Genomic DNA, 23,373 nt, shown 5'->3' with positions numbered 1-23,373 from the left:
AAAATTCGTGTTTCTTTTTTTTTTATTTCAACTCAAATCCACTTTCCAAACCTTTGTCGGAACTTCCTCCTACCATAATTTTGAAAGTGCCCGGTTCTACTAAATAATTACCATCGTTGTCATAGAAACCAAGTTCTTTTTCGGTCAAAGTCAGGGTAACGGTTTTGGTTTCTCCTTTTTTCAATTCGATTAATTCGAAGCCTTTGAGTTCTTTTACTGGTCTTGCTAAACTGCCAAATTCATCGTGTATGTACAATTGAACTACTTCTTTTCCGTCATAATTTCCGGAATTGGTCACCTCAACAGAAACTTTTACTGGCTCTCCTTTGGCGAAAGCCGTTTTGTTAATTTTCAAATTTTTATACTCGAAAGTGGTATAACTCAATCCGAATCCAAAAGGGAATTGTGGTGTTTTTTCTACATCAGTATAATGCGACCAAAACACATTATTATCTGTCATATTGGGTCTTCCTGTACTATAATTGTTGTAATAAATGGGACATTGACCTACATTTCTTGGAAAAGACATTGGCAATTTTCCACTCGGATTATAATCGCCATACAACACTTGGGCAACTGCATTTCCGGCTTGGGTTCCTAATTGCCAAGCTTCAACAATAGCGGGAATATTTTTGGCAGCCCAAGGCAAAGCCAATGGTCTTCCGTTGTTTAAAACTAAAACAATATTTGGATTTACTTTATAAATTTCCTCCAATAATTCTTGTTGCAAACCCGGTAAATCAAGATTAGTTGTGCTTCTAGCTTCGCCTGTCTGAAAACCATTTTCACCTAAAACCATAACCACTATATCGGCATTTGCGGCTACCTTTTTGGCAGCATCAAAACCACTTCTGTCGGTTGTATTAAAAACCAATTCGTTGAGGAAAGTTGCTTTTTCAATAGTTAAATCTGCTCCTTTTTCGTAGGTCAGTTTGTTTTCTTTATATTGTTGCATTGCTTCTAAAACAGAAACGGCTGAATTGTCGTCGGCAGCTAATCTCCAGCTTCCCAATGGACTGTTTTTATCATTGGCCAAAGCCCCAATCAAAGCAATTTTTTGTCCTGATTTTTTTAGCGGAAGCAAATTCTTATCATTCTTCAGCAATACAATCGATTTTTTTGCCATATCCAAAACCCCATCGTTGTTGGCTTTGCTACCAATAACAGCTTTTTCTCTAGCTTCGTCACAATATTTATAAGGGTCATCAAATAAGCCCAATTCAAATTTAACGCGGAGAATTCTACGAGCTGCATCATCAATCAAGGACTCATTTACTTTTCCATCCTTAACAAGTTGAACTAAATCACTGACATAATTATAAGACTCCATATCCATATCCGAGCCCGCTTTTACTGCTTTTTCTGCAGCTTCTTTTCCATCTTTGGCATAACCGTGTGTAACCATTTCTTTAATAGAACCCCAATCGGTAACTACAAATCCATCAAATTTCCATTTGCCTTTTAGAATGTCTCTTTGCAAAAAGCTACTTGCAGTTGCTGGAACACCATTCAGAATGTTAAAGGAATTCATAAACGTACGAATTCCTGCTTCTTTTGCAGCCTCAAATGGTGGTAAAACGATATTGAATAATGTTGAATTACTCATATCGACTGTATTGTAATCTCTACCAGCTTCGGCAAAACCGTAAGCAGCAAAATGTTTGGCGCAAGCAGCAATCGTATTTACTTTCGACAGATCCGCTTTTGTATCACCTTGAAAACCTTTTACTCTGGCTGTTGCAATTTTGCTTCCAAGAAAAGGATCCTCACCAGCACCTTCCATCACTCTTCCCCAACGGGCATCTCTAAAAATATCGACCATTGGAGCAAAAGTCCAATTTATTCCTGAGGCCGATGCTTCGTCCGCTGCTATTTGAGCTGATTTTTTGATGGCTTCCAAATCCCAACTCGCCGCTTCTGCCAAAGGTATTGGACTCAAAGTCTTATAACCGTGAATCACATCGAAACCGATTATTAATGGAATTCCCAATCTGGTTTCCTCAACGGCAATTTTCTGAACGGCTCGCACTTGTTTTACACCACGAACCGATAGCATAGAACCCACCCATCCATCACGCAAATGTTTGTATTTCAGTTCGGCATTTCCCCCTTTTGGCGCAGGACCAGTTACTTCCCAAAAACCATTATATTGATTCATTTGACCCACTTTTTCTTCGAGTGTCATTTGTTTCAACAGCAAATCGATTCGTTCTTCAGTAGGTTTAGTTTTGTCTAAATGTGGTTTTTTTTGTGCGTTTAAAGTTCCAAAAGTCATTAGACAAAAAATTCCAAAGAAAATTAAATTTTTATTAATCATAGTTATAAGTATTGATTTCGTTATTGTAAAATTTATTAATTATTTAGTGATGAAAGATGAAGCTGGCAAATTGGCTTTATTGAAAAGAGTCGCCTGATCGGTGTTCTTCCAAGCAAAACGCACTTTTACAGGGTTTTTCTCTTTATCCGATTGTAAAACAACATTATTATTTTTGATAATTGCCACAGCTTCATAAAATATACCATCTGCTCCAGCAATTTCAAATTGATTGAATTTTGTATTCGAAAAATGCAATCCTTCGGCAAAATCGAAAGAAACTACGACTTTGTTTTTCTCGATTTTAATTCCTTTATAAAGTGGACCGTTTACCAATGCGGTGTTGGTTTTATAAGTATTGGCCAAAGCCAAATTAGCCAAACGTGTTCCTACTGATTTTTTGTCTTTTGGATGAATATCGTCAATGGGGGAAATATCGCTGGTCATTGCCATTCCGGTATAGGGAACTTCTTGCAACACTTTTCGTTGCGCATTGCGGATGATGGCGCCACCAAAATGATTTTCTCCATATTTATAAGGAGCGATTTGCACATAATAAAATGGAAAATCATATTTCCACAATTTCCTCCAAGAACCGATTAAAGCTGAAAAAGTCTTGTCGTAAACTGGTGATCCTACATTGCTTTCGCCTTGATACCAAATCACACCTGCGATTTTGAATCCCGCCAAAGGATAAATCATTGCATTGAAAGCCCGCCCCGGTTGGTTCGGACCATAAGTTTCCTCTTTTCTGGTTTTGGCGGCTTCTAATAAAATAGCATCGTTTTGAATCACTTCTTCGGGTGTCCAAATCTCGGCTGGAGTCCCGCCCCAATTGGAAGAAATCAAGCCAATGGGCACATTTTTCAATTCATCTTGTAAACGTTTAGCAAAAAAATAACCCACGGCACTAAAATATTTCATTGTTTCGGGAGTGCATTCTGTCCAGTTTCCAGAAAGATTGTTTTGTGGAGTTGCAGCTGTTAATTTAGGAACTGTAAAAAATCGGATGTTGGGATTTGTGGCATTTTTTACCATTTCATCGCCGTTTTCGATTCCCCAACTGGCGTTCATTTCCATATTGGATTGGCCAGAACAAAGCCAAACTTCACCAATCAAAATGTTTTTCAAAATGACTTCGTTGTAGCCTTTTATCGAAATTGAAAAAGGTCCGCCTTCTTTTGGAGTTGGAATGTTAATTTCCCATTTAGCTTGATTGCTAGCTTTTATTTTATAAGATTGATTGTTCCAACTTGGCGTAATTACAACTTCTTCCTGTGGATTTGCCCAACCCCAAATGGTAACTTCGGTGTTGCGTTGCAAAACCATATTGTCCGAAAGCACGTTCGGCAGCGTAACATTGGCGAAAGCAGTATTAAACAAGGTTAGGAAAAGAACAAATGCGATTAAATTATTTTTCATTTAACAATATTTTAAAAAATGGAATTAATTGGTCGGCCATCACTTTATCATCGGCGATGGCGGGATGATAACCGCAACCTTTGGGTACCATTGGTTGGAATTCGAATAATTCAATTTTTTTATGAATTGTATCATTTTCGAAAGCTTGAATAATTTTTTTCAAACAATTTACAAAAGTTACATTTCTATCACCTGAAACCATTGGGCTGTTGAGTAAAACAATTCGAGTTTTTGGAGCATGTTTGTAAACGGTTTTAATGAATTCGATATAATTCGAAACAAATTTTTCTTCGTTGAATGGTAATCTTGGTTTTTTGCCATCACCATCAGAAAGGTCGTTGGTTCCTAAACAAATACTCACTAAATCGGGTTGAAACTTAAAATCATACGGTTTTGAACGGTCTGTATTGAGGTATAAATTTTCATAAACATCAGGAATAATAGGTTCATTAATATGTTCGTCGTTCCAATTGCGATACATTCCGTATCCCGAAACCGAACTCAATACATAATCAATATCCAAAGCTCTAGAAAGTATTGGCCCGTATGCCCAATACGCATTATGCTGATCGTACCAATCACCTGTTCCACAAGAAATTGTTGAGTCATCATTACCAAAACCACTCGTAATTGAATCGCCAATGAGTTCGATTTTCTTTTTGGTTTTTGGAGCTGAAATTTCCATTAATTTAGCGGATGTACCTGCAAATAAAACACCTCCGTTTGTAGCTTCGGTAGCTTTATAAACCGAAAGATGGTGTATATTTTTTCTTTCGGAAATGGTAATAGGAAAGGGTTTTACATCTCCTTTTTCGATTCGGATTCTTCCAATGTATTTTCCGTCTAATTCTAAGGACACATAATTTTGATGATTTTCAACACTTTGTAACAAAATAGAACAGGAATCCCCTATAAAATCAAAAGAAACTGAGGAAGATGGACCGATGAGAATTACATTATTTGTGTCAAGAAGTTCAACTCTACCGGAATATGAAAATGAATTGCTTTTTGTTTGTACATTTTGAGAATTACAAACTAAATAAACCGAAAACAACAGAATGAAAAACGAAAATTTTTTTAAAATCATTTTTTTAAGCAATTAAGATGAATTCTGTAAAAATATAGATTTTAAAATTAAAGAAGAGATACAATAATGTCAAAATATAATCTAAAAGCGACTCGGAAATTAATATTTAAAAAATCATTATTACTATTGCCAAATTTTTAAATATTTGGTCCATTTAATATTTTTTTTACAAAATATTTTTAAGCACTTTCTCCTATTTGGAAGTAGTACAAATAAAATTATTTATGATTAATTTAACATAATTTTTTTTTAAATTTTTTTAAATTTATTCGATATTTCATTACCATATTATCAATTTCTTAAAATAGGATCAATTAATTTGAAAATTTTACGAATTGATAAATTAGAAAAATAATCATTAAGAATACATTAATGAAATTTTCACCACAAGAATATTCTTATCCAGACCTTTCGATGCAACCCTTTATTGATGCAAATGAAATATGGAATATTCTCAAAAATACTGCCTCTTCAAAAGCAGCCATCGAAGAAGTTATTGCCAAATCTTTATCCAAACAAAGACTCAATTTAGTCGAAGTAGCTATTCTAATAAATGCAACTGATGCTAGTTCAATTCAAGCTATAAAAGAAGGTGCTAAAACATTAAAAAAAAATATTTATGGCAATAGAATTGTGCTTTTTGCTCCTTTGTACATTGGCAATAAATGCCAGAATAACTGCTCTTATTGTGGTTTTAGAACTTCCAATAAAGAGGCTGTTCGCAAAACACTTGACGATCAGGAAATCATCAACGAAATTGAAGCTCTTGAGGAAAATGGGCAGAAAAGATTGGTTTTAGTATTTGGCGAGCATAAAGAGTATACCCCTGAATTTATTGCTAATACTGTAAAATTAGGGTACAGTGTAAAAAAAGGAAATGGAGAAATCCGCAGAGTCAACATCAACGCGGCTCCAATGGATATTGAAGGATTTAAAATTGTGAAAGAAGCTGGCATTGGAACCTTCCAAATCTTTCAGGAAACCTATCATCCAGCAGCATACGCAGCATACCATTTAGGCGGAAAAAAAGCAGACTTTGAGAACCGATTGACATCCTTAGACCGAGCTCAAGAAGCCGGAATTGACGATATAGGAATTGGGGTTTTGTTTGGATTATATGACTGGCGTTATGAAGTTATGGCCTTGGTTCGCCACACAAATCATTTAGAAGCTTGTTACAACGTTGGTCCTCACACTATTTCGTTTCCAAGAATCAAGGAAGCTTCGGGATTTAAAGCAATTCCAAAATATTTAGTTTCTGATGAAAATTTCACAAAACTCATCGCTATTTTGAGATTGGCAGTTCCTTATACAGGAATGATTCTCACCGCTAGAGAACCCGCAGAACTTCGAGACGAAATTATTCAATATGGTGTATCTCAAATTGATGGAGGTACCAAAATTGAATTAGGAGGGTATTCGAAAACATTAAATAGCGAACAAAATCTCAATAAAGGTCAGTTTAAAGTCAACGACGAACGTTCGTTAAACGAAATCGTCAATGAATTATTGGATAAAGAAATGATTCCATCGTTTTGCACTGCTTGTTATCGATTGGGCAGAACGGGCGAACATTTTATGGAATTTTCAGTTCCTGGATTTATCAAAAAATGCTGTACTCCTAATGCAACATTGACATTAGCTGAATATTTGATTGATTATGCCGATGAAACAACTGCCGAAAAAGGATGGAAATTGATTCAGAAAACAGTTGATGAAACTGAGAATAAAAAACTAAAAAAATCGCTGAAAGAAAGAATCGAAAGAGTTAAAGCTGGTGAACGAGATTTAATTTATTGAGGAAGTTGGAAGCTAAGAGTTTCGAGTTTGGGAGTTTCGAGTTTGAGGGTATCAATAGCCAACAGTTTCAAATGTTGGGTGCAAAATAATTAAATAATTGCCTTATGGATAAAGGTAAAGACAATAAACCACACATTGGAATCTACGGACGGCGCAACGTAGGCAAAAGTTCGTTTATCAATGCGCTGTCAGGAATTGATGTGGCCATCGTTTCTGAAATAGCCGGAACCACAACAGATCCCGTTAAAAAATCTATTGAAATTTTCGGAATTGGTCCTACCATTCTAGTTGATACTGCAGGAATTGACGATTTTGGAGAATTAGGCACAAAACGAATTCAAAAAACCATCCAAACTCTGGAACATATTGATGCGGCAATATTATTGATTTCCAATAATGTCTTCGACTCATTTGAACAAAAACTAATCAAGGAATTCAACAATTTTGACATTGAATATATCATTATTCACAACAAGGAAGACCTTGAAAAACTGAGGGATGAAACCGCTTTGAAAATCAAACAATTTTCGAAAGCGCCTATTGAAATTTGCAGCATTAAAAAGTCACAAAATATTGGAGAAGTCATTGAATTATTAAAAATTACCATTCCCGAAACTTCCTATCAAAAAAATACTTTATTGGGCGATATTATCCAAAAAGATTCCATTGTGATGCTCATCACGCCATTAGATTCAGAAGCTCCCGATGGTAGAATGATTTTACCACAAGCTATGGCAATCCGAGATGTATTGGATAATAATGCGGTAAATATTGTACTCCGAGAAACCGAAGTGGAAACTTTTTTCGAAAAAACTTCACTCCTACCAGACCTTGTAATTACCGACAGTCAGGCATTTGAATATGTCAATACAATTATTCCAAAACAAATTCCGTTGACCAGTTTCAGCATTGTTTATGCTCATATGCGAGGCCCATTCGAAGAATATGTGAACGGAGCTCAAAAACTTTCGGAATTAGAAAATGGAGATAAAATTCTAATTTTAGAATCCTGCGTCCATCAGGTAAGTTGCGAAGATATTGGACGATTTAAAATCCCCAATTGGGTTAGAAAATTCAGTGGCAAAAATTTGGAATTTGATGTTGCCGCCGGACTTTCAGCAATTGAAAGACCTATTAAAGACTATCAATTGGTTATCCAATGCGGTGGCTGTATGATTACCCGAAAACAATTATTCAACAGACTAAAACCAGCTTTGGAAGCTGGAATTGCCGTGACTAATTACGGAATTGCCATAGCCTATATGAACGGAATTTTAGACCGAGTTGTCGAACCTTTTTTAAAAGAACAAATAAATTCAAACCATTGAATGCCTTTTCTAAAATAGTGAATCAAACTTCTTTCTACAAAAAAGACCTCATCACGATGCTCAATGCTGACGAGGAAGACCAAATTATATTGTTCAAAAAATCAAAAGAAATTACTGATTCCCTAATTGGGAATAAAGTTCATTTGAGAGGTTTAATTGAGTATTCTAATGTTTGCATCAAAGACTGTTTGTATTGTGGCATCCAAAAATCGAATAAAAATACGCAACGTTATACACTTTCCGATGAAGAAGTTATCCAATGTGCTCTTTATGCTTTGGAACATAATTATGGAAGTATTGCAATTCAATCTGGCGAACGAACTGACCCACTTTTTATTTCCAAAATCACTCACTTACTTAAAGGAATAAAGAAACTAAGCAATGGAAAATTGGGAATTACATTGTCATTGGGCGAACAAACATTAGAAACTTACAAAGAATGGTTTGATGCAGGAGCGCATCGGTATTTGTTGCGAATTGAAACTTCAAATAGAGCACTATATTCTAAAATTCATCCCAACAATGACTTACATAATTTTGATAAACGACTTGAAGCTTTGCAAAATATTCGAAAAGCAGGTTTTCAATTGGGAACAGGTGTAATGATTGGTTTACCGCATCAAACCATAGGAAATTTGGCTGACGATTTATTGTTTTTGAAAGCTTTAGATGTTGATATGGTGGGAATGGGACCTTATATAGAGCATTTTGAAACTCCATTATTTGAAGCTCGACATTTATTAAAAACTCCTCAAGAACGCTTGGATTTGACTTTCAAAATGATTGCCAGTTTACGAATTATAATGAAAGACATTAACATTGTAGCCGCAACAGCCTTGCAAGCTATCGACAAAATAGGGCGCGAAAAAGCCATTCGATACGGAGCCAATATCCTGATGCCGAATATCACACCAGGAAATTTTAGAAATAATTACAAACTCTATCAAGACAAACCTTGCACTGATGAAAATGCCAACGATTGCAACACCTGCATCGATGCAAGAATGAGTATGATAGGAAGTAAAATTGGTTATAACGAATGGGGAGATTCAAAACATTTTACGAATTTGAAAGTTTAAATAACTCCAAGGGAGCAATAAATTGAAAATAAGAATTATTGAAAATAAAAATGAAAAATGAAACACATAAAAACATAGAAAAAAGAATAAGATAGACTAATTGCTTCGCCAGTTCGCTATCGCTCGGGTCTTGGTTTCACAAAGCTATGATTACTATAATAAAGTGAAACGTCTTAATAAAATCAATAAAAACTATGTTTCTATGTGTTTAAAAAGTAGAAATTAAATTACACCCAATGGGTTTAAAAAACAAAACATTTTACAATGGAAACCATAAAATCAGTGGCAGATTTACATAAAATCCGAACTTCAATTCTCGAAGCAAAACAGAAGCAAATCGTCGAAAATGACAATAAAAAATTGGTCGAAATTAAAGTTGCAATGGCTACTTGCGGAATTGCATCAGGAGCGAAAGCGGTAATGGATTTCTTTAGAGAAGAATTACCCAAAAGAAATATTGTGGCCAATGTAAAACAAACGGGATGTATGGGATATTGCTATGCTGAACCTACTTTGGAAATTACAATTCAGGACGAAAAACCGGTGGTTTTCGGGTATGTAGATCTTAAAAAAGCGGATGAAATCATTGAGAAATTCATCAAAAAAGGAGAATTGGTCGATGGAATTATTCCCATAAAATATGAATTAGCCAATTAATAAATTTTAACACATTAGTTATAATTAATTGAATTTTAAATTGAAAAAAATTGAAACACATAGAAACATAGAAAAAAGAATGAGATAGACCAATTCTTGGTTTACACAGAGCTATGTTCACTATTTCAAAATGAAATGACTTATTAAAACACTTCAAACTATGCATCTATGTGTTTAAATAAAAAGCATAATACAAACTCAAAATAATTTCAAAATGAGTAATAGGTACAGGAAAAATTTATTGGTATGCAACGGTAGTTCTTGCCAGCAAGCGTCAGATGCTGATTTAGTAGCTTTTATCAATTTCAAATTAAAAGAATACAACCTTGAGGACGGAATCAAAGTCGTGCAATCGGTTTGCTCCAATAAATGTTCCATTGGTCCAAATATCATTGTGTATCCCGACAATGTGGAATATTCAAAAGTCACCAAATCAGACATTGACGACATCATTATTGAACATTTGTTGAACGAAAGAATTGTAGAACGGCTTGTTTTTGATAAAGAAAACGGAAATGGTGTTGCTCCAATAAAACAATACAGAATCGCACTCCGCAATTGTGGTTTTATCGACCCTGAAGAAATCAAAGATTATATTGAAAAAGACGGTTACGATGCTTTGGCAAAATGTTTATCCAAATATACTCCAGAAGAAGTAACTCAAGAAGTCATAAAAAGCGGACTTCGAGGTCGAGGTGGCGGTGGTTTTCCAACAGGTTTAAAATGGGAAATTACTAGCAAAAGTGTTTCCGACCAAAAATATGTAGTTTGCAATGCCGACGAAGGCGATCCGGGAGCTTTTATGGATCGTTCCGTACTTGAAGGCGACCCACACTCTGTCCTTGAAGCAATGGCAATTTGTGGTTATTGTATTGGTGCCAACAAAGGAATTATATATGTTAGAGCCGAATATCCATTGGCTGTCAAAAGATTAAAAATAGCTATAAATCAAGCCAAAGAATATGGATTACTAGGTAAAAATATCTTCGGAACTGGTTTTGAATTTACCATCACTATAAAATATGGAGCAGGAGCATTTATATGCGGCGAAGAAACCGCCCTGATTCATTCGATGGAAGGATTCCTTGGCGAACCTACTTTAAAACCACCATTTCCCAGTGTCTCAGGATATTTAAAAAAACCAACCAATGTCAATAATGTAGAAACTTTTGCGAATATTCCCGCTATTATCAACAAAGGAGCCGATTGGTATGCCAGTATTGGAACAGAAAAATCCAAGGGAACAAAAGTTTTCGCTTTGGCAGGAAAAATCAATAATGTAGGTTTGATTGAAGTTCCAATGGGAATCACTCTTAGAGAAATAATCTATGATATTGGAGGCGGAATTGTTAACGGAAAAAAATTCAAAGCAGTGCAAACCGGAGGACCTTCAGGCGGATGTTTGACAGAAAAACATTTGGATTTACCTATAGATTTTGATTCACTTACCGCCGCAGGTTCTATGATGGGTTCTGGCGGTATGATTGTTATGGACGAAGACGATTGTATGGTTTCGATGGCTCGTTTTTATTTGGAATTTATTGTGGAAGAATCCTGTGGTAAATGTGCCCCTTGCCGAATTGGCAATAAACGATTGCACGAAATGCTCACCAAATTATGTGATGGTAAAGGAACAATGGAAGATTTGGATTTGCTTCGCAATTTAAGCGTTGTGGTCAAAGACACATCTTTGTGCGGATTGGGGCAAACTTCTCCAAATCCAATTCTTTCTACAATGGCCAATTTCTATGACGAATATTACGCCCACGTTGCTGAACATCGTTGTCCGAGTGGTCAATGTAAATCGTTTATGCTTTATTATATCAGCGAGGAAAATTGTATTGGTTGTCTGGTTTGCGCCAGAAAATGTCCTGTTGGCGCTATTTCGGGTGAGAAAAAGAAACTCCATATAATCAATCAGGAACTTTGTACGAAATGTGGAGTTTGTATGGAAAAATGCAAGTTTCATGCAGTTCACTTAAATTAATTCTATACTACAATTTTATGGATACCATTAGCATAAAAATCGACAATAAAAATTTTCAGGTTGAAAAAGGAACTACAATTTTGGATGCTGCCAAAAGTGTGGGAATTAATATTCCAACCTTGTGTTATATGCACTTACACGATTTAAACACGACTCACAATCCAACTGGTTGTCGAATTTGTGTAGTAGAAGTCGTAGGTCGCAAAAATTTAGCTCTCGCTTGTGCAACGGAATGCCTGCCCGGAATGGAAATAAAAAACCAAACCATCAGAGTATTAAACAGCCGAAAAACCATATTAGAACTTATCCTCAGCGACCATCCCACTGATTGCTTGATTTGTGCCAAAAATGGAGATTGCGATCTTCAAAGTATGGCGCAACAAATGGGTATTCGTGAGATTCACTACAAAGGAGAACAATCGCATTATATCAAAGATACTTCGCCAGCCATCAAAAGAGATATGGACAAATGTATTGGTTGCCGAAGATGCTTGACAATGTGTAATGATGTTCAAACTGTTGGCGCTTTATCAGCCATTAACAGGGGATTTATGTCGGTTGTTGCTCCGGCTTTTCAAATGAATTTAGAAGACAGTGTTTGTACCTATTGTGGCCAATGTGTAGCGGTTTGTCCAACGGCCGCTTTGACCGAAGTCGACCATACTAATTTAGTAATTAGAGCATTGGCAGACCCAACCAAAACTGTAGTTGTGCAAACAGCTCCGGCTGTCAGAGTTGCATTAGGAGAAGAATTTGGATACGAACCTGGCACAATCGTTACCGGAAAAATGACAGCAGCTCTGAAAGATATGGGATTTGATTATGTTTTTGATACTGACTTTGCGGCTGACCTTACCATTATGGAAGAAGCAACGGAACTTCTCGACAGACTGACAAGATACATCAATGGGGATACTACGGTAAAATTACCTTTATTAACTTCTTGTTGTCCGGCTTGTGTCAATTTCTTTGAGCATCAGTTTCCTGAAATGAAAGATATTCCTTCAACAGCTCGTTCCCCTCAACAAATGTTTGGTGCGATTGCCAAAACTTATTTTGCAGATAAATTAGGCATCAAACGAGAAAATATGGTCGTAGTTTCTATCATGCCTTGCTTGGCAAAAAAATACGAATGCAGCCGAGATGAGTTTAAAACTAATGGTAATCCCGATGTAGATTACGTTTTATCAACCAGAGAATTAAGCCGATTAATCAAACAAGCCAGTATTGATTTTGATAGTTTAATACCTTTAGAATTTGACCATCCAATGGGAGAATCATCAGGTGCTGGGGTCATATTTGGCACAACAGGAGGTGTAATTGAAGCTGCTGTAAGAACGGCTTATGAAACTTTTACAAAGCAAAAACTAGATAAAGTCGATTTCAAACAACTCAGAGGAATGGATTGGATTAGAGAATCGACCATTGATTTTAATGGAACGCCAATCAAAATTGGAATTGCCCATGGTTTAGGAAATGCCCGCAAACTGCTACAGGAAATCAGAGAAGGAAAATCACAATATCATGCTATCGAAATTATGGCTTGTCCCGGCGGATGTATTGGTGGCGGAGGTCAGCCTTTGCATCACGGAGATTCTAATATTTTATTGGCAAGACAAAAAGCACTGTATGCTGCAGATAAAGCGAAAGTCATTCGAAAATCTCACGAAAATCCTTCTATTCAAAAGTTGTACACTGAGTTTTTAGAAAGACCAATGAGTGAAAAAGCACATCAATTACTTCACACTCATTATTTTGACCGAAGTACTCACGTGGAAATTACCAAAGATTAATTTTAGCATTCGATAATTAAAATAGTAAAGAAATGATGACAATATGCGAAAGTAATGTCGCCAAAATAGAAGCAATTTGCAAAGAATATAATTGCGATAAAGGAGAATTAATCAATGTACTCCACCAAACGCAAAACACTTTTGGCTATTTACCCGAAGATGTTCAAGAAATTATTGCCGAAAACCTACAAACTTCCTTAGCTCAAGTGTATGGCGTGGTCTCTTTTTATTCTTTTTTCACCATGATTCCAAAAGGAAAACACCCTGTAAATATTTGCAAAGGAACCGCTTGTTATGTAAGAGGTGCTGAAAAAATAATCGACGAGTTTAAAACATTACTAGACATCAATATTGGAGAGACTACTGCAGACGAAAAATTCTCTTTGAGCAGTCTCAGATGTATTGGTGCCTGCGGATTAGCACCAGTAGTTTTAATAGGCGATAAAGTGTACGGGCGGGTTACGCTCGATAGTGTAAAGGAAATTCTGGATGAATATCAATGACAAATAAACCATAAAAAATTAAACATCAAGACCTTTGAAATAATAAAAAACTTCAAAGGTCTTGTTAAAAAAATCAATGGGTTACTAATTCAAAATGATTTTTAATACTACTATATTAATGTTGCAAAACAGGTTCAGCAACTTTATAAGGGACTATATTTTTCATTCCCATTGTAATCGCTTCTAGATTTAAAGGAATTAAATGATGATAGCGTTCAGAGATGGACTTTTTCAAGCCTTCAATCACATTTTCTATTTTTATTACGGGTTTTTCTTTTAAAAACCCTCCTAAAATTACCATATTGAAGATTTTTTTATTACCCATTTCGGTAGCTAATTTTGTGCCTTCAATTTGGAAAATTTTGATGTCGCTTCTTGTGGGATGATGGGTAATTCCGTTTGGATCATAAATTAAAATTCCACCCGGTTTTACAGATTCCTCAAATTTATCCATCGATTGTTGGTTCAAAATGATAGCAGTATCTACAATTTTTAAGTAAGGCGAACTAATTCTTTCGTCACTCAAAATTACGGTAACATTTGCTGTTCCGCCTCGCATTTCGGGTCCATATGAGGGTAACCAACTCACTTCTTGGTCTTGCATTATTCCTGAATAGGCTAAAATTTTTCCCATTGAGAGCACTCCTTGCCCACCAAAACCTGCGATAATTATTTCTTCAGTCATGATTTATACTTTTAATTTATTTTCTACTTTTATGTCTCCTAGAGGAAAGTAAGGAAACATATTTTCAACCATCCAATCATTGGCATCATTAGGAGTCATTTTCCAACCCGAATTACAATTGGAAAGAATTTCGATAAAGGAAAGCCCTTTTTTCAATCGGGTATTTTCAAAGGCTCGTCTAATCGCTATTTTTGCTTTTCGAACGTGTTTATGAGTATGAAGTGCGTGACGACTTACCGAATAAACTCCCGGAAGATTTGCAATTAACTCCGTTATTTTTAAAGGCGAACCCATCGTAGCTATTTCTCTTCCATAAGGCGAAGTCGAAGATTTCATTCCTTCTAAAGTCGTTGGTGCCATTTGTCCGCCAGTCATTCCATAAATACCATTATTGATAAAAAAGATGACTATATTTTCGCCTCTATTACAAGCGTGAATCGTTTCGGCTGTTCCAATGGCGGCCAAATCTCCATCACCTTGATAGGTAAAAACATATTTTTCTGGCCAAGTTCTAACAATCGCTGTTGCCACAGCAGGAGCACGTCCGTGAGCGGCTTGGGTCATATCGATATTCATAAAATCATAAGCCAAAACAGAACAACCAACTGGCGCAACACCTATAGTATCCTCTGAAATTCCCATTTCATCAATGACTTCCATAATTAAATTATTCGCCGTTCCGTGACCACAACCAGGACAATACGACAAAGGCGTATCCGTCATTAAATGTGACTTACAGAATACTTGATTCTCTGGTTTTATGATGTCTAAAACTTCCATTGTTGATTATTTTTTGTTCTAAGGCTGCTACAATTTCTTCTGGTGTGTGGATAATTCCTCCGGTTCTTCCAAAGTGTTCTACGGGTACTTTATGCTCCACAGAAAGTCTGACATCTTCTACCATTTGACCCGCATTTAATTCCACACTTAAAATTCCTTTGACTTGATCGGCCAATTCTAATAGTGCTTGTTTTGGAAAAGGAAATAATGTTATTGGTCTTAACAAACCCAATTTGATTCCTTTGGCTCTAGCCAATTCAACCGCTTTTTGTGAAATTCTAGCACTTGAACCGTAAGCTACTAAAAGGTATTCAGCATCTTCACAGTTTATTTTTTCAAAACGCAAATCTTCTTTCTCCATTTGCGCATATTTCTTTTGCAATCGATGGACTCTAGCTTCCATTTTTTCGGATTGCAAATCGAGAGACGTAATAATATTGCGTTCTCTTCCTTTTTTACCAGTAATTGCCCAATCTCCATATTTTTCGATTAATTCGGCATCTGTCAATCTAGGTTTTTGGTCTTTTAGAATTACTTTTTCCATCATTTGACCTATTAATCCATCGGAAAGAATCAAAACTGGTGCACGATATTTGAATGCAATATCAAAAGCATCTTCAACAAAATCAGCCATTTCCTGAACCGATGCTGGTGCTAAAACATATAATTTATAATCGCCGTGCCCTCCTCCTTTCACCGATTGAAAATAATCGGCTTGCGAGGGTTGAATCGTTCCTAAACCAGGGCCACCACGAACTACATTTACGATTACAGCAGGCAATTCGGCGCCAGCCAAATAAGAAATTCCTTCTAATTTCAAAGAAATACCAGGACTTGATGAGGAGGTCAGCGCTTTTTTACCAGTACTTGCTGCACCATAAACCATGTTGATGGCTGCTATTTCGCTTTCGGCTTGAAGAACAACCATTCCTGTTCGTTTTTCAGGACGTTCAGTCATTAAGTATTCAATAATTTCTGTTTGTGGAGTAATTGGGTAACCAAAATAAGCATCAACTCCTTCCCTAATAGCGGCTTCGGCCAATGCTTCGTTCCCTTTCATCAATTTTAATTCTGACATCATTAATGTTTTAATGGTTCTGTAGCAACTTTCACTCTATAAACTGTAATGGCTCTGTCGGGACAAACTGTCCCACAATTTGTACATCCGTTGCAAGCATCGGGGTTTTTCATATAGGCATAATGGTAGCCTTTTCTGTTGATGTCATTTGACATGCCAATCACGTTTTCCTGACAAACAGGAATACACACTTCGCAGCCTTTGCATACTTGAGTATCTACAACTATAGCTCCTCTTACTTTTGCCATTTCAATAAATTTATATATGATTATAGTGTCATAATTTTATTATTCTCAAAATTACGACTTGTCTATTGCAATAAAAATGATAATTATCATATTTAGCAGGTTTCAATGTTAGAAATTTGACAAAAAATGGCAATAAAAAACCCACTGAAGTTAGGATTCAGTGGGTTGTAATTTTTAATAAAACAATATCTTTATTCAGGAATTAATAATACAATTTTTTCCATTTTTAAAAAGTTCTATTTATTTCCTTTTTCGAAATCGGCAATAAATTGTGCCAATCCAATATCCGTTAATGGGTGTTTCAATAAGCCTGAAATCGCAGAAAGTGGTCCAGTAATTACATCGGCACCAATTTTGGCACAGTTTACAATGTGCATTGTATGACGAACCGAAGCCGCAAGAATTTGCGTTTCGTAACCGTAATTGTCATAAATCAATCTAATTTCTTCAATCAAGGCCAAACCATCAGTAGAAATATCATCTAAACGGCCAATAAATGGCGAAACATAAGTAGCACCCGCTTTGGCAGCTAATAAAGCCTGACCTGCGGAGAAAACCAATGTTACATTTGTTTTTACCCCTTTATCCGAAAAATATTTGGCAGCCATAACACCCTCTTTGGTCATTGGTAATTTCACAACAATTTGTTCGTGTAAATCAACCAATTCTTCTCCCTCTCTTACCATTCCTTCAAAATCCAAAGCGTTTACCTCGGCACTTACATCACCATCTACAAGGTTGCAGATGTCAACATAATGTTTCAAAATATTGTTTTTTCCGGTAATACCTTCCTTTGCCATCAAAGATGGATTGGTAGTTACACCATCTAAAACGCCTAATGCCTGTGCTTCCTTAATTTGGGCCAAATTTGCCGTGTCAATAAAAAATTTCATATGTATTTATTTAATTGTGTGTTTAAAATCAGGTGCAAAATTACAATTTATAATGATTCATCAGCATCTTTTCATATACTTTATCAGGCAAAATTCGTTTTAAAACAATCGAAAATTTCTGCATAAAAGCACCTACTTTATAATGAATTCGTGGGTTTGGATTCTGAATAATTTTATAAACTGCTTCGGCCATTTCATTGGGATTACTGCCGCTATCTACGTGTTCGTCCATCAATTTCAAGGTGTTTCCATAGGGGATTTCGTAAGCCGAATTCTTCAGTAAAGGTGCATGAAAACGCCCCGAAGCAATATTCGTAGCAAAATCGCCTGGAGCCACATTGGTAATCTGAATTCCCATAGATTTGACTTCCATTCGCAAGGCTTCGGTAATCAATTCTAAAGCTCCTTTCGAAGCCGAATATACACTTCGATAGGGCAAACCCATATACCCCGCAATGGAAGTGATATTGATAATCAGTCCAGATTTTTGAGAACGCATTTGTGGCAAAACTGCTTTCATTACTTCGATGGGACCAAAGAAATTGGTCTCGAAATTATTCCGAATTTCAGTTGTCGGAATTTCTTCTAAAGGTCCTGTAATCCCTACACCAGCGTTATTAATAACAATATCGAGTCGTCCTGTAGTAGCCAGGATTTTGGCAACAGCCGCTTGAATGGAATCTACATTTTGAACATCTAAAGAAATTAAAGGAAAAACTGAGTTCATAACTCGTTCTGGATATCGGCTCGTTCCGTAAACAACAAATCCTTTGTGGTGCAAAAATTCGCCTATAGATTTTCCTATTCCCGAAGAACCGCCTGTGATTAGAACTACTTTATTCATTTTAGATTTTAGATTTTAGATTTAGGAGGTGGAGGACTTAACGTGTCCAAAAATAAAAAAATCTTCCCTAAGGAAGACTATAATATAAAAAAAGATTGCTTAAAATAAAAAATGGCAAGCGACCTACATCGCACCGCTCAACCACGTACCCTTGCTATGTTCCCATCCTGGGGGATTTTGCAGGAGCTGGTCGTGTAGGACTTGCCGTTGCAAAGATACACTCTTTTTATATTTTTGCAAGGACTTTGCATCTATAAAATATCGTTGTATATTGCATCATCAAAAATAAAATTTATGAAAAATTATAACTTCCTATTTATCATTTTATTAGGAATCACTTTGTCGAATTGTGGGAGTAAAAAAAAAGGTGAAAATTCTATATTTACTTTCGATGATTCGAAATTTTCAGCACAATATCAGTCACAAGAGGAGTTAAAACTGGGGGTATTGAATCCAAATACAAAAACCGTTGATAGTGTTGAATACTATAATAACGATTTGAAAATTGGTTCCATAAAAGGACTTGAAAAACTTACTTTCGAATTAAAAAACCAAAGATTAGGCTATCAAAACCTGAAAGCAATTGTCTATTTTGAAGGCGAAAATTCTGTGGCTACAACACGAATTGAATTGGTTTCGAATGTAACACCTAAAGCATTAAAATATACTATTGTAAATACCTATCCGCACGATACTGCCTCATTTACCGAAGGTTTAGAGTTTTACAAAGATACCTTGTATGAAAGTACGGGATCAGGAAATGATTGTAAATCGTATTTAAGGAAATACAATTATAAAACTGGAGAAATATACAAGCAAAAAAATCTTGACTCAATTTATTTTGGCGAAGGAATAACCTTTGTCAACAACAAAATATTTCAACTGACTTGGCAAAACAAAACAGGTTTTATCTATAATGCCAATAGTTGGAAACTCGAAAAAACGTTTACTTACGATAGGGATATCGAGGGTTGGGGAATGACCAATGACGGGAAAAACATTTATCAATCGGATGGAACAGAGAAAATTTGGAAAATGAACCCAGATACCCAAAAAATGATTGATTATGTCAATGTGTATTCCGGTGATTATAAAATTCCCAAAATAAATGAGCTTGAATGGATCAATGGGAAAATATATGCCAATGTTTGGCAAAAAGATCTTATCGCTGTGGTAAACCCTGAAAATGGTACTGTTGAAGGAATTTTGGATTTTTCAGCTTTAAGAAAATCCATACAATTCCCACAAGCCGAAGTACTCAACGGAATTGCCTATAACCCCAAAACTAAAACCATTTTTATAACTGGTAAACAGTGGGACAAAATGTTCGAAATCACCATTTCAGAATAATTATAAAACTGCAAATTCGCAAATTAAAAAACCGAAAATTAAAATCATAATTTGCGAATTTGCGGTAATTTTTTTAGATAATCACAATTCTACTAAATGAAAACGCTACTCATCAACATTCAGAAATTACTTCAAGTTCGAGATACCTCGATTTTGAAAGTTTCTGGTGCGGAAATGGCGATTCTTCCATCCATTAAAAATGCTTATTTGGTAATCGAAAATGATTTGATAGCCGATTTTGGTTCGATGGATGATTTACCTGAAGACATAAACCCTGAAAAATGTATTGATGTTGATGGAAAAATAGTGCTTCCAAGTTGGTGTGACTCCCATACTCATATTGTGTATGCTGGCAATCGGGAGCGAGAATTTGTCGATAGAATCAACGGACTTTCCTATGAGGAAATCGCCAAGCGTGGTGGTGGAATATTAAATTCGGCCAAAATACTCAACGAAACTTCCGAAGAAGAAATTTACAACCAATCGAAAGTTCGACTGGAAGAAGTTATGCGATTGGGAACGGGTGCGGTCGAAATAAAATCGGGTTACGGCCTTACTGTCGAGGGAGAATTGAAAATGCTTCGGGTAATCAATCAATTGTCCCAAAACTATCCCATAACCATAAAAGCTACTTTTCTGGGCGCTCACGCTTTTCCTTTAGAATATACAGAGAATCGAAAAGGCTATATCAATTTGATAGTCAACAAAATGCTTCCTGAAATCGCCGCAACTAATTTGGCTGACTTTATAGATGTATTTTGCGAAAAAGGGTATTTTACCGTTGAAGAAACGGAACAAATTATGGAAGCTGGAATTCGTTTTGGTTTAAAACCAAAAATTCATGTGAATCAATTCAACTCTATTGGCGGAATTCAAGCTGGAATTAAATACAAAGCGCTGTCTGTAGATCATCTAGAAATTATGAATCCCGAAGATATTGAAGCCTTAATAAATTGCGAAACTATGCCGGTAGCTTTGCCATCTTGCTCCTTTTTCTTGAGAATTCCGTATACTCCTGCTCGTGAAATGATGGCAAAAGGACTACCATTGGCAATCGCTACCGATTTTAATCCCGGTACAACTCCCTCCGGAAATATGAATTTTGTGGTTTCTACAGCTTGTATCCAAATGAAAATGACTCCAGAAGAAGCTATAAACGCCGCAACGATAAATGGAGCTTATGCGATGGGGATTTCTGAAACCCACGGAAGTATCACCATTGGCAAAAAAGCCAATCTTATTATCACTAAACCCATTTCCTCCTATTATCAATTGCCTTATGCTTATGGCAGTAACCTGATTGATTCTGTAATTATTGAAGGGAAAATTTTTGCATAAAAAAAGAGGAACAAAAATGCTCCTCTTTAAATTGAAATCTTGAAACTATTATTTCAAAGTGAAACTCGTTTTAGAAACTAATTCGCTTTTGTCGAAAACATTTACAAAGTAAGTTCCTTTTGCAAAATCTTTTCCAGGTAAATCTTCAGAAACTTGAACTGTTTTATTTTCGTATTTCACTTTAGAAATAAAACTATAAGTTAATGATTTTTCATCAAAACTCACGGTTTGTTTGTCGCCAAGTACATTGTTTTTGCTGTCGATAACTTGAACATAATATTCTTTATCTCCCGATTTTGCTATTTGATTTTCGGCAATAGTGAAGCTGATTTTTAGAACATCCGCTCTACCCGCTTTATCTGTAGCAATTTGCTTTCCTGAGCTTTTAATTTTGTAGGCAGCAGTTTGCATATTCAATACAGACAATTTAGAACCTTTTTCGACAGTTTTCGACAACTCTTCATTTTGCCCTACCAAAACTTCATTGTATTTTTTGGATTCTCCTAATACAACAACAGTACTATCACGTTGTACAGTTAGTGTTGTATTTTGTTTTTTCAAGCTTTCATTTTCAGCCATTAGAACCTTCATATTGTTTTCTAATTTCTGAAATTGAGATCTGAATTTTGACACATCTCCTTTAGATTTGTCAATGTCATTCATCAAATTAACTACTTTGTCTCTTTCTATAATCAATTCTTCTGACATTGAAGTGTTTTCGGCAATTGCAGCATCATAAGTTGCTTTTAATTCTTGCAAATCTTTCATAACTGATTCTTTTTCAGTCATAGTAGATTTTAATTCAGTTTGCACTTGTTTAGCATCAGATGAAATCTTGTAGATATAAAATAAACTTCCTATTAATAGAATTGCTAAAATACCGATAATAATCTTTAGACTTGAATTCGAATTGTTTTGTTGATCTTCCATTTTGTTTTCTTTTTGTGGTAGAAATTAATAATTAAACAAATTTAATAATATAATTTGACTTGATAACGGATTTTAAACATTTATATTATATTTGGGGATTTAAATTTATATGGAAAAACTGATACCGTTCACGATTAATGATCTTGCAAAAGTTACCAACCACCGTAGTGGCGAAATAAAATTTGGGGAAAAGATGTTAACTATTCCGAAAGGAATCGATATTATTGAGTTTTTAAAAACCTGTGAAGCAAAATATGTGTTGTTCGGAATTCCAGAAGACATTGGGGTTAGAGCCAATTTTGGAAGACCCGGAGCAGCATCCGCTTGGGAATGTGCCATAGCTAGTATTGCAAACATTCAACACAATCGTTTCTGTAAAGGCAGCCAAATATTAGTTTTAGGACGATTGAATGTCTGTGAAGAGATGAAAGAAGTAGAACATTTAGATTTTAATGATATTGACGATCGATCAAAATTGAGTCAGCTTGTTGAAATAATTGATAAAGATGTTTCGCATATCATTTTTAATATCGTAAAAGCAGGAAAAATTCCAATTATTATTGGTGGCGGTCACAATAATTCCTATGGAAATATTAAAGGAACGGCGCTTGCCAAAGGAAAACCCATCAATGCTGTTAATTTTGACGCCCATTCTGATTTTAGAATTCTCGAAGGACGCCATAGCGGAAATGGTTTCTCATATGCTTTTGAAGAAGGCTTTCTTAAAAAGTATTTTATTTTTGGCTTACACGAAAATTACACCTCCAAAAGTGTCCTGGATATTATCAAAAAAATTGAAGATCGAGTGCGATATACTACTTACGACAGCATCAATATTCGAAAGGAAAAAGACTTCAATCACGAACTCATTTTGGCATCTCAATTTATTCAAACTGATTTTTATGGAGTTGAAGTCGATTTAGATGCTATTCCAAATATTGCCAGTAGTGCAATGACGTTAAGCGGTTTTTCTATTGAAGAACTTCGACAGTTTATTACATTCTTCGCGAAAAATAAAAATGCTGCTTATCTTCATATTTGCGAAGGCGCACCTGATTTATGTTATGAAAAAAACAATCATTTAATTGGTAAACTCATTGGCTATTTGGTTACCGATTTTATAAAATCGAACAATAGTATTGAGGTTTTATAAGTCTAAAACCTCTTAATAAATCTTCGGAATTTTTGAATTAATTTCCATCAAAAATAATAAACCTATATTTGCGAAAATAATCTAAGTAAAAATTTCTAGATATT

20 protein-coding genes and 1 other RNA gene are annotated in these 23,373 nt (G+C 35.5%); 10 read left to right on the top strand and 11 right to left on the bottom strand.

Annotation, left to right across the window (positions count from 1 at the left end):
• Window positions 1–22: 22 nt before the first annotated feature.
• The 3 genes from bglX to FNW17_RS06740 are packed head-to-tail and all read right to left on the bottom strand — an operon-like array spanning window position 23 to window position 4,823.
• Complete coding sequence (gene bglX, locus FNW17_RS06750; protein ID WP_144071229.1) at window positions 23–2,317, bottom strand: beta-glucosidase BglX; 2,295 nt, start codon at window positions 2,315–2,317, stop codon at window positions 23–25.
• Window positions 2,318–2,356: 39 nt separating this feature from the next.
• Window positions 2,357–3,736, bottom strand: a complete 1,380-nt coding sequence (locus FNW17_RS06745; RefSeq protein ID WP_144071228.1) for a sialate O-acetylesterase — start codon at window positions 3,734–3,736, stop codon at window positions 2,357–2,359.
• Window positions 3,726–4,823, bottom strand: a complete 1,098-nt coding sequence (locus FNW17_RS06740; protein ID WP_144071227.1) for an SGNH/GDSL hydrolase family protein — start codon at window positions 4,821–4,823, stop codon at window positions 3,726–3,728. The genes FNW17_RS06745 and FNW17_RS06740 overlap by 11 nt, the downstream gene beginning before the upstream one ends.
• Window positions 4,824–5,195: 372 nt before the next feature.
• Here FNW17_RS06740 and hydG point away from each other — a divergent pair, with 372 nt between their 5' ends.
• The 7 genes from hydG to FNW17_RS06705 all read left to right on the top strand — a co-directional run bounded on the left by hydG (window position 5,196) and on the right by FNW17_RS06705 (window position 13,970).
• A complete protein-coding gene (gene hydG / locus FNW17_RS06735) occupies window positions 5,196–6,623 on the top strand; it encodes a [FeFe] hydrogenase H-cluster radical SAM maturase HydG (RefSeq protein WP_144071226.1) in 1,428 nt (475 codons plus the stop codon).
• 104 nt (window positions 6,624–6,727) lie between these two features.
• Window positions 6,728–7,951, top strand: a complete 1,224-nt coding sequence (gene hydF / locus FNW17_RS06730; RefSeq protein WP_144071225.1) for a [FeFe] hydrogenase H-cluster maturation GTPase HydF — start codon at window positions 6,728–6,730, stop codon at window positions 7,949–7,951.
• Window positions 7,952–7,968: 17 nt separating this feature from the next.
• On the top strand, window positions 7,969–9,030 hold the full coding sequence (gene hydE, locus FNW17_RS06725; protein WP_218043858.1) for a [FeFe] hydrogenase H-cluster radical SAM maturase HydE: 1,062 nt from the start codon (window positions 7,969–7,971) through the stop codon (window positions 9,028–9,030).
• A gap of 264 nt (window positions 9,031–9,294) precedes the next feature.
• Window positions 9,295–9,687 carry a (2Fe-2S) ferredoxin domain-containing protein gene (locus FNW17_RS06720; protein WP_144071224.1) on the top strand — a complete coding sequence of 131 codons (393 nt, stop codon included), beginning with the start codon at window positions 9,295–9,297 and terminating at the stop codon, window positions 9,685–9,687.
• A 214-nt stretch (window positions 9,688–9,901) separates the two neighbouring features.
• Window positions 9,902–11,674 carry an NADH-quinone oxidoreductase subunit NuoF gene (locus FNW17_RS06715; RefSeq protein WP_144071223.1) on the top strand — a complete coding sequence of 591 codons (1,773 nt, stop codon included), beginning with the start codon at window positions 9,902–9,904 and terminating at the stop codon, window positions 11,672–11,674.
• Window positions 11,675–11,691: 17 nt separating this feature from the next.
• Window positions 11,692–13,467, top strand: coding sequence for an NADH-dependent [FeFe] hydrogenase, group A6 (locus FNW17_RS06710; protein WP_144071222.1), 1,776 nt, complete (start codon window positions 11,692–11,694; stop codon window positions 13,465–13,467).
• Between the two features lie 32 nt (window positions 13,468–13,499).
• Window positions 13,500–13,970 (top strand): NADH-quinone oxidoreductase subunit NuoE family protein, encoded by a 471-nt coding sequence (locus tag FNW17_RS06705; protein ID WP_143391898.1) that lies wholly within the window; start codon window positions 13,500–13,502, stop codon window positions 13,968–13,970.
• Between the two features lie 115 nt (window positions 13,971–14,085).
• Here the strand turns inward: FNW17_RS06705 and FNW17_RS06700 are convergent, their stop codons facing one another.
• From FNW17_RS06700 to ffs, 7 genes are all read right to left on the bottom strand, one after another.
• On the bottom strand, window positions 14,086–14,655 hold the full coding sequence (locus tag FNW17_RS06700) for a 2-oxoacid:acceptor oxidoreductase family protein (protein ID WP_143391897.1): 570 nt from the start codon (window positions 14,653–14,655) through the stop codon (window positions 14,086–14,088).
• Window positions 14,656–14,658: 3 nt separating this feature from the next.
• Complete coding sequence (locus FNW17_RS06695; protein WP_143391896.1) at window positions 14,659–15,435, bottom strand: thiamine pyrophosphate-dependent enzyme; 777 nt, start codon at window positions 15,433–15,435, stop codon at window positions 14,659–14,661.
• Entirely contained in the window at window positions 15,389–16,513 is a 1,125-nt protein-coding gene (locus tag FNW17_RS06690; protein ID WP_218043794.1) for a 3-methyl-2-oxobutanoate dehydrogenase subunit VorB, read from the bottom strand. The genes FNW17_RS06695 and FNW17_RS06690 overlap by 47 nt, the downstream gene beginning before the upstream one ends.
• Before the next feature lie 2 nt (window positions 16,514–16,515).
• The gene (locus FNW17_RS06685) at window positions 16,516–16,761 is read right to left on the bottom strand and encodes a 4Fe-4S dicluster domain-containing protein (RefSeq protein WP_143391894.1); all 246 of its coding nucleotides are present in this window, start codon (window positions 16,759–16,761) and stop codon (window positions 16,516–16,518) included.
• A 236-nt stretch (window positions 16,762–16,997) separates the two neighbouring features.
• Window positions 16,998–17,654, bottom strand: coding sequence for a fructose-6-phosphate aldolase (fsa, locus tag FNW17_RS06680; protein ID WP_143391893.1), 657 nt, complete (start codon window positions 17,652–17,654; stop codon window positions 16,998–17,000).
• A 40-nt stretch (window positions 17,655–17,694) separates the two neighbouring features.
• Window positions 17,695–18,498: an SDR family oxidoreductase gene (locus FNW17_RS06675; protein WP_144071221.1), complete on the bottom strand. Its 804-nt coding sequence runs from the start codon at window positions 18,496–18,498 to the stop codon at window positions 17,695–17,697.
• A 109-nt stretch (window positions 18,499–18,607) separates the two neighbouring features.
• An RNA gene (gene ffs, locus FNW17_RS06670) (signal recognition particle sRNA small type) lies at window positions 18,608–18,705 on the bottom strand.
• An 87-nt stretch (window positions 18,706–18,792) separates the two neighbouring features.
• Between ffs and FNW17_RS06665 the strand changes: the two genes are divergently transcribed.
• The gene (locus tag FNW17_RS06665; protein ID WP_144071220.1) at window positions 18,793–19,848 is read left to right on the top strand and encodes a glutaminyl-peptide cyclotransferase; all 1,056 of its coding nucleotides are present in this window, start codon (window positions 18,793–18,795) and stop codon (window positions 19,846–19,848) included.
• Window positions 19,849–19,944: 96 nt separating this feature from the next.
• Window positions 19,945–21,186, top strand: coding sequence for an imidazolonepropionase (hutI, locus tag FNW17_RS06660; RefSeq protein ID WP_144071219.1), 1,242 nt, complete (start codon window positions 19,945–19,947; stop codon window positions 21,184–21,186).
• Between the two features lie 48 nt (window positions 21,187–21,234).
• Here the strand turns inward: hutI and FNW17_RS06655 are convergent, their stop codons facing one another.
• A complete protein-coding gene (locus tag FNW17_RS06655) occupies window positions 21,235–22,116 on the bottom strand; it encodes a hypothetical protein (protein ID WP_143391889.1) in 882 nt (293 codons plus the stop codon).
• A 109-nt stretch (window positions 22,117–22,225) separates the two neighbouring features.
• On the opposite strand from FNW17_RS06655, the gene FNW17_RS06650 reads away from it, so the two are divergent.
• Window positions 22,226–23,269: a formimidoylglutamase gene (locus tag FNW17_RS06650; protein WP_144071218.1), complete on the top strand. Its 1,044-nt coding sequence runs from the start codon at window positions 22,226–22,228 to the stop codon at window positions 23,267–23,269.
• The last annotated feature ends 104 nt before the right edge of the window (window positions 23,270–23,373 follow it).

It is taken from the genome of Flavobacterium franklandianum (genome assembly GCF_007097365.1).
In the GTDB taxonomy this organism is placed as follows: Bacteria; Bacteroidota; Bacteroidia; order Flavobacteriales; family Flavobacteriaceae; genus Flavobacterium; species Flavobacterium franklandianum.
Note: the sequence above shows the minus strand (reverse complement) of the source record. Positions and strands in the feature narration are given on the sequence as shown.

Bases quoted from the DNA above. Each gene is read 5' to 3' on its own strand.
- hydF (WP_144071225.1), top strand. From the start codon at position 6,728: ATGGATAAAGGTAAAGACAATAAACCACACATTGGAATCTACGGACGG.
- FNW17_RS06650 (WP_144071218.1), top strand. From the start codon at position 22,226: ATGGAAAAACTGATACCGTTCACGATTAATGATCTTGCAAAAGTTACC.
- fsa (WP_143391893.1), bottom strand. From the start codon at position 17,654: ATGAAATTTTTTATTGACACGGCAAATTTGGCCCAAATTAAGGAAGCA.
- FNW17_RS06695 (WP_143391896.1), bottom strand. From the start codon at position 15,435: ATGGAAGTTTTAGACATCATAAAACCAGAGAATCAAGTATTCTGTAAG.
- FNW17_RS06720 (WP_144071224.1), top strand. From the start codon at position 9,295: ATGGAAACCATAAAATCAGTGGCAGATTTACATAAAATCCGAACTTCA.
- hutI (WP_144071219.1), top strand. From the start codon at position 19,945: ATGAAAACGCTACTCATCAACATTCAGAAATTACTTCAAGTTCGAGAT.
- hydG (WP_144071226.1), top strand. From the start codon at position 5,196: ATGAAATTTTCACCACAAGAATATTCTTATCCAGACCTTTCGATGCAA.
- FNW17_RS06700 (WP_143391897.1), bottom strand. From the start codon at position 14,655: ATGACTGAAGAAATAATTATCGCAGGTTTTGGTGGGCAAGGAGTGCTC.
- FNW17_RS06705 (WP_143391898.1), top strand. From the start codon at position 13,500: ATGATGACAATATGCGAAAGTAATGTCGCCAAAATAGAAGCAATTTGC.
- FNW17_RS06715 (WP_144071223.1), top strand. From the start codon at position 9,902: ATGAGTAATAGGTACAGGAAAAATTTATTGGTATGCAACGGTAGTTCT.
- FNW17_RS06690 (WP_218043794.1), bottom strand. From the start codon at position 16,513: ATGTCAGAATTAAAATTGATGAAAGGGAACGAAGCATTGGCCGAAGCC.
- FNW17_RS06675 (WP_144071221.1), bottom strand. From the start codon at position 18,498: ATGAATAAAGTAGTTCTAATCACAGGCGGTTCTTCGGGAATAGGAAAA.
- FNW17_RS06710 (WP_144071222.1), top strand. From the start codon at position 11,692: ATGGATACCATTAGCATAAAAATCGACAATAAAAATTTTCAGGTTGAA.
- FNW17_RS06685 (WP_143391894.1), bottom strand. From the start codon at position 16,761: ATGGCAAAAGTAAGAGGAGCTATAGTTGTAGATACTCAAGTATGCAAA.
- FNW17_RS06745 (WP_144071228.1), bottom strand. From the start codon at position 3,736: ATGAAAAATAATTTAATCGCATTTGTTCTTTTCCTAACCTTGTTTAAT.
- bglX (WP_144071229.1), bottom strand. From the start codon at position 2,317: ATGATTAATAAAAATTTAATTTTCTTTGGAATTTTTTGTCTAATGACT.
- FNW17_RS06655 (WP_143391889.1), bottom strand. From the start codon at position 22,116: ATGGAAGATCAACAAAACAATTCGAATTCAAGTCTAAAGATTATTATC.
- FNW17_RS06740 (WP_144071227.1), bottom strand. From the start codon at position 4,823: ATGATTTTAAAAAAATTTTCGTTTTTCATTCTGTTGTTTTCGGTTTAT.
- FNW17_RS06665 (WP_144071220.1), top strand. From the start codon at position 18,793: ATGAAAAATTATAACTTCCTATTTATCATTTTATTAGGAATCACTTTG.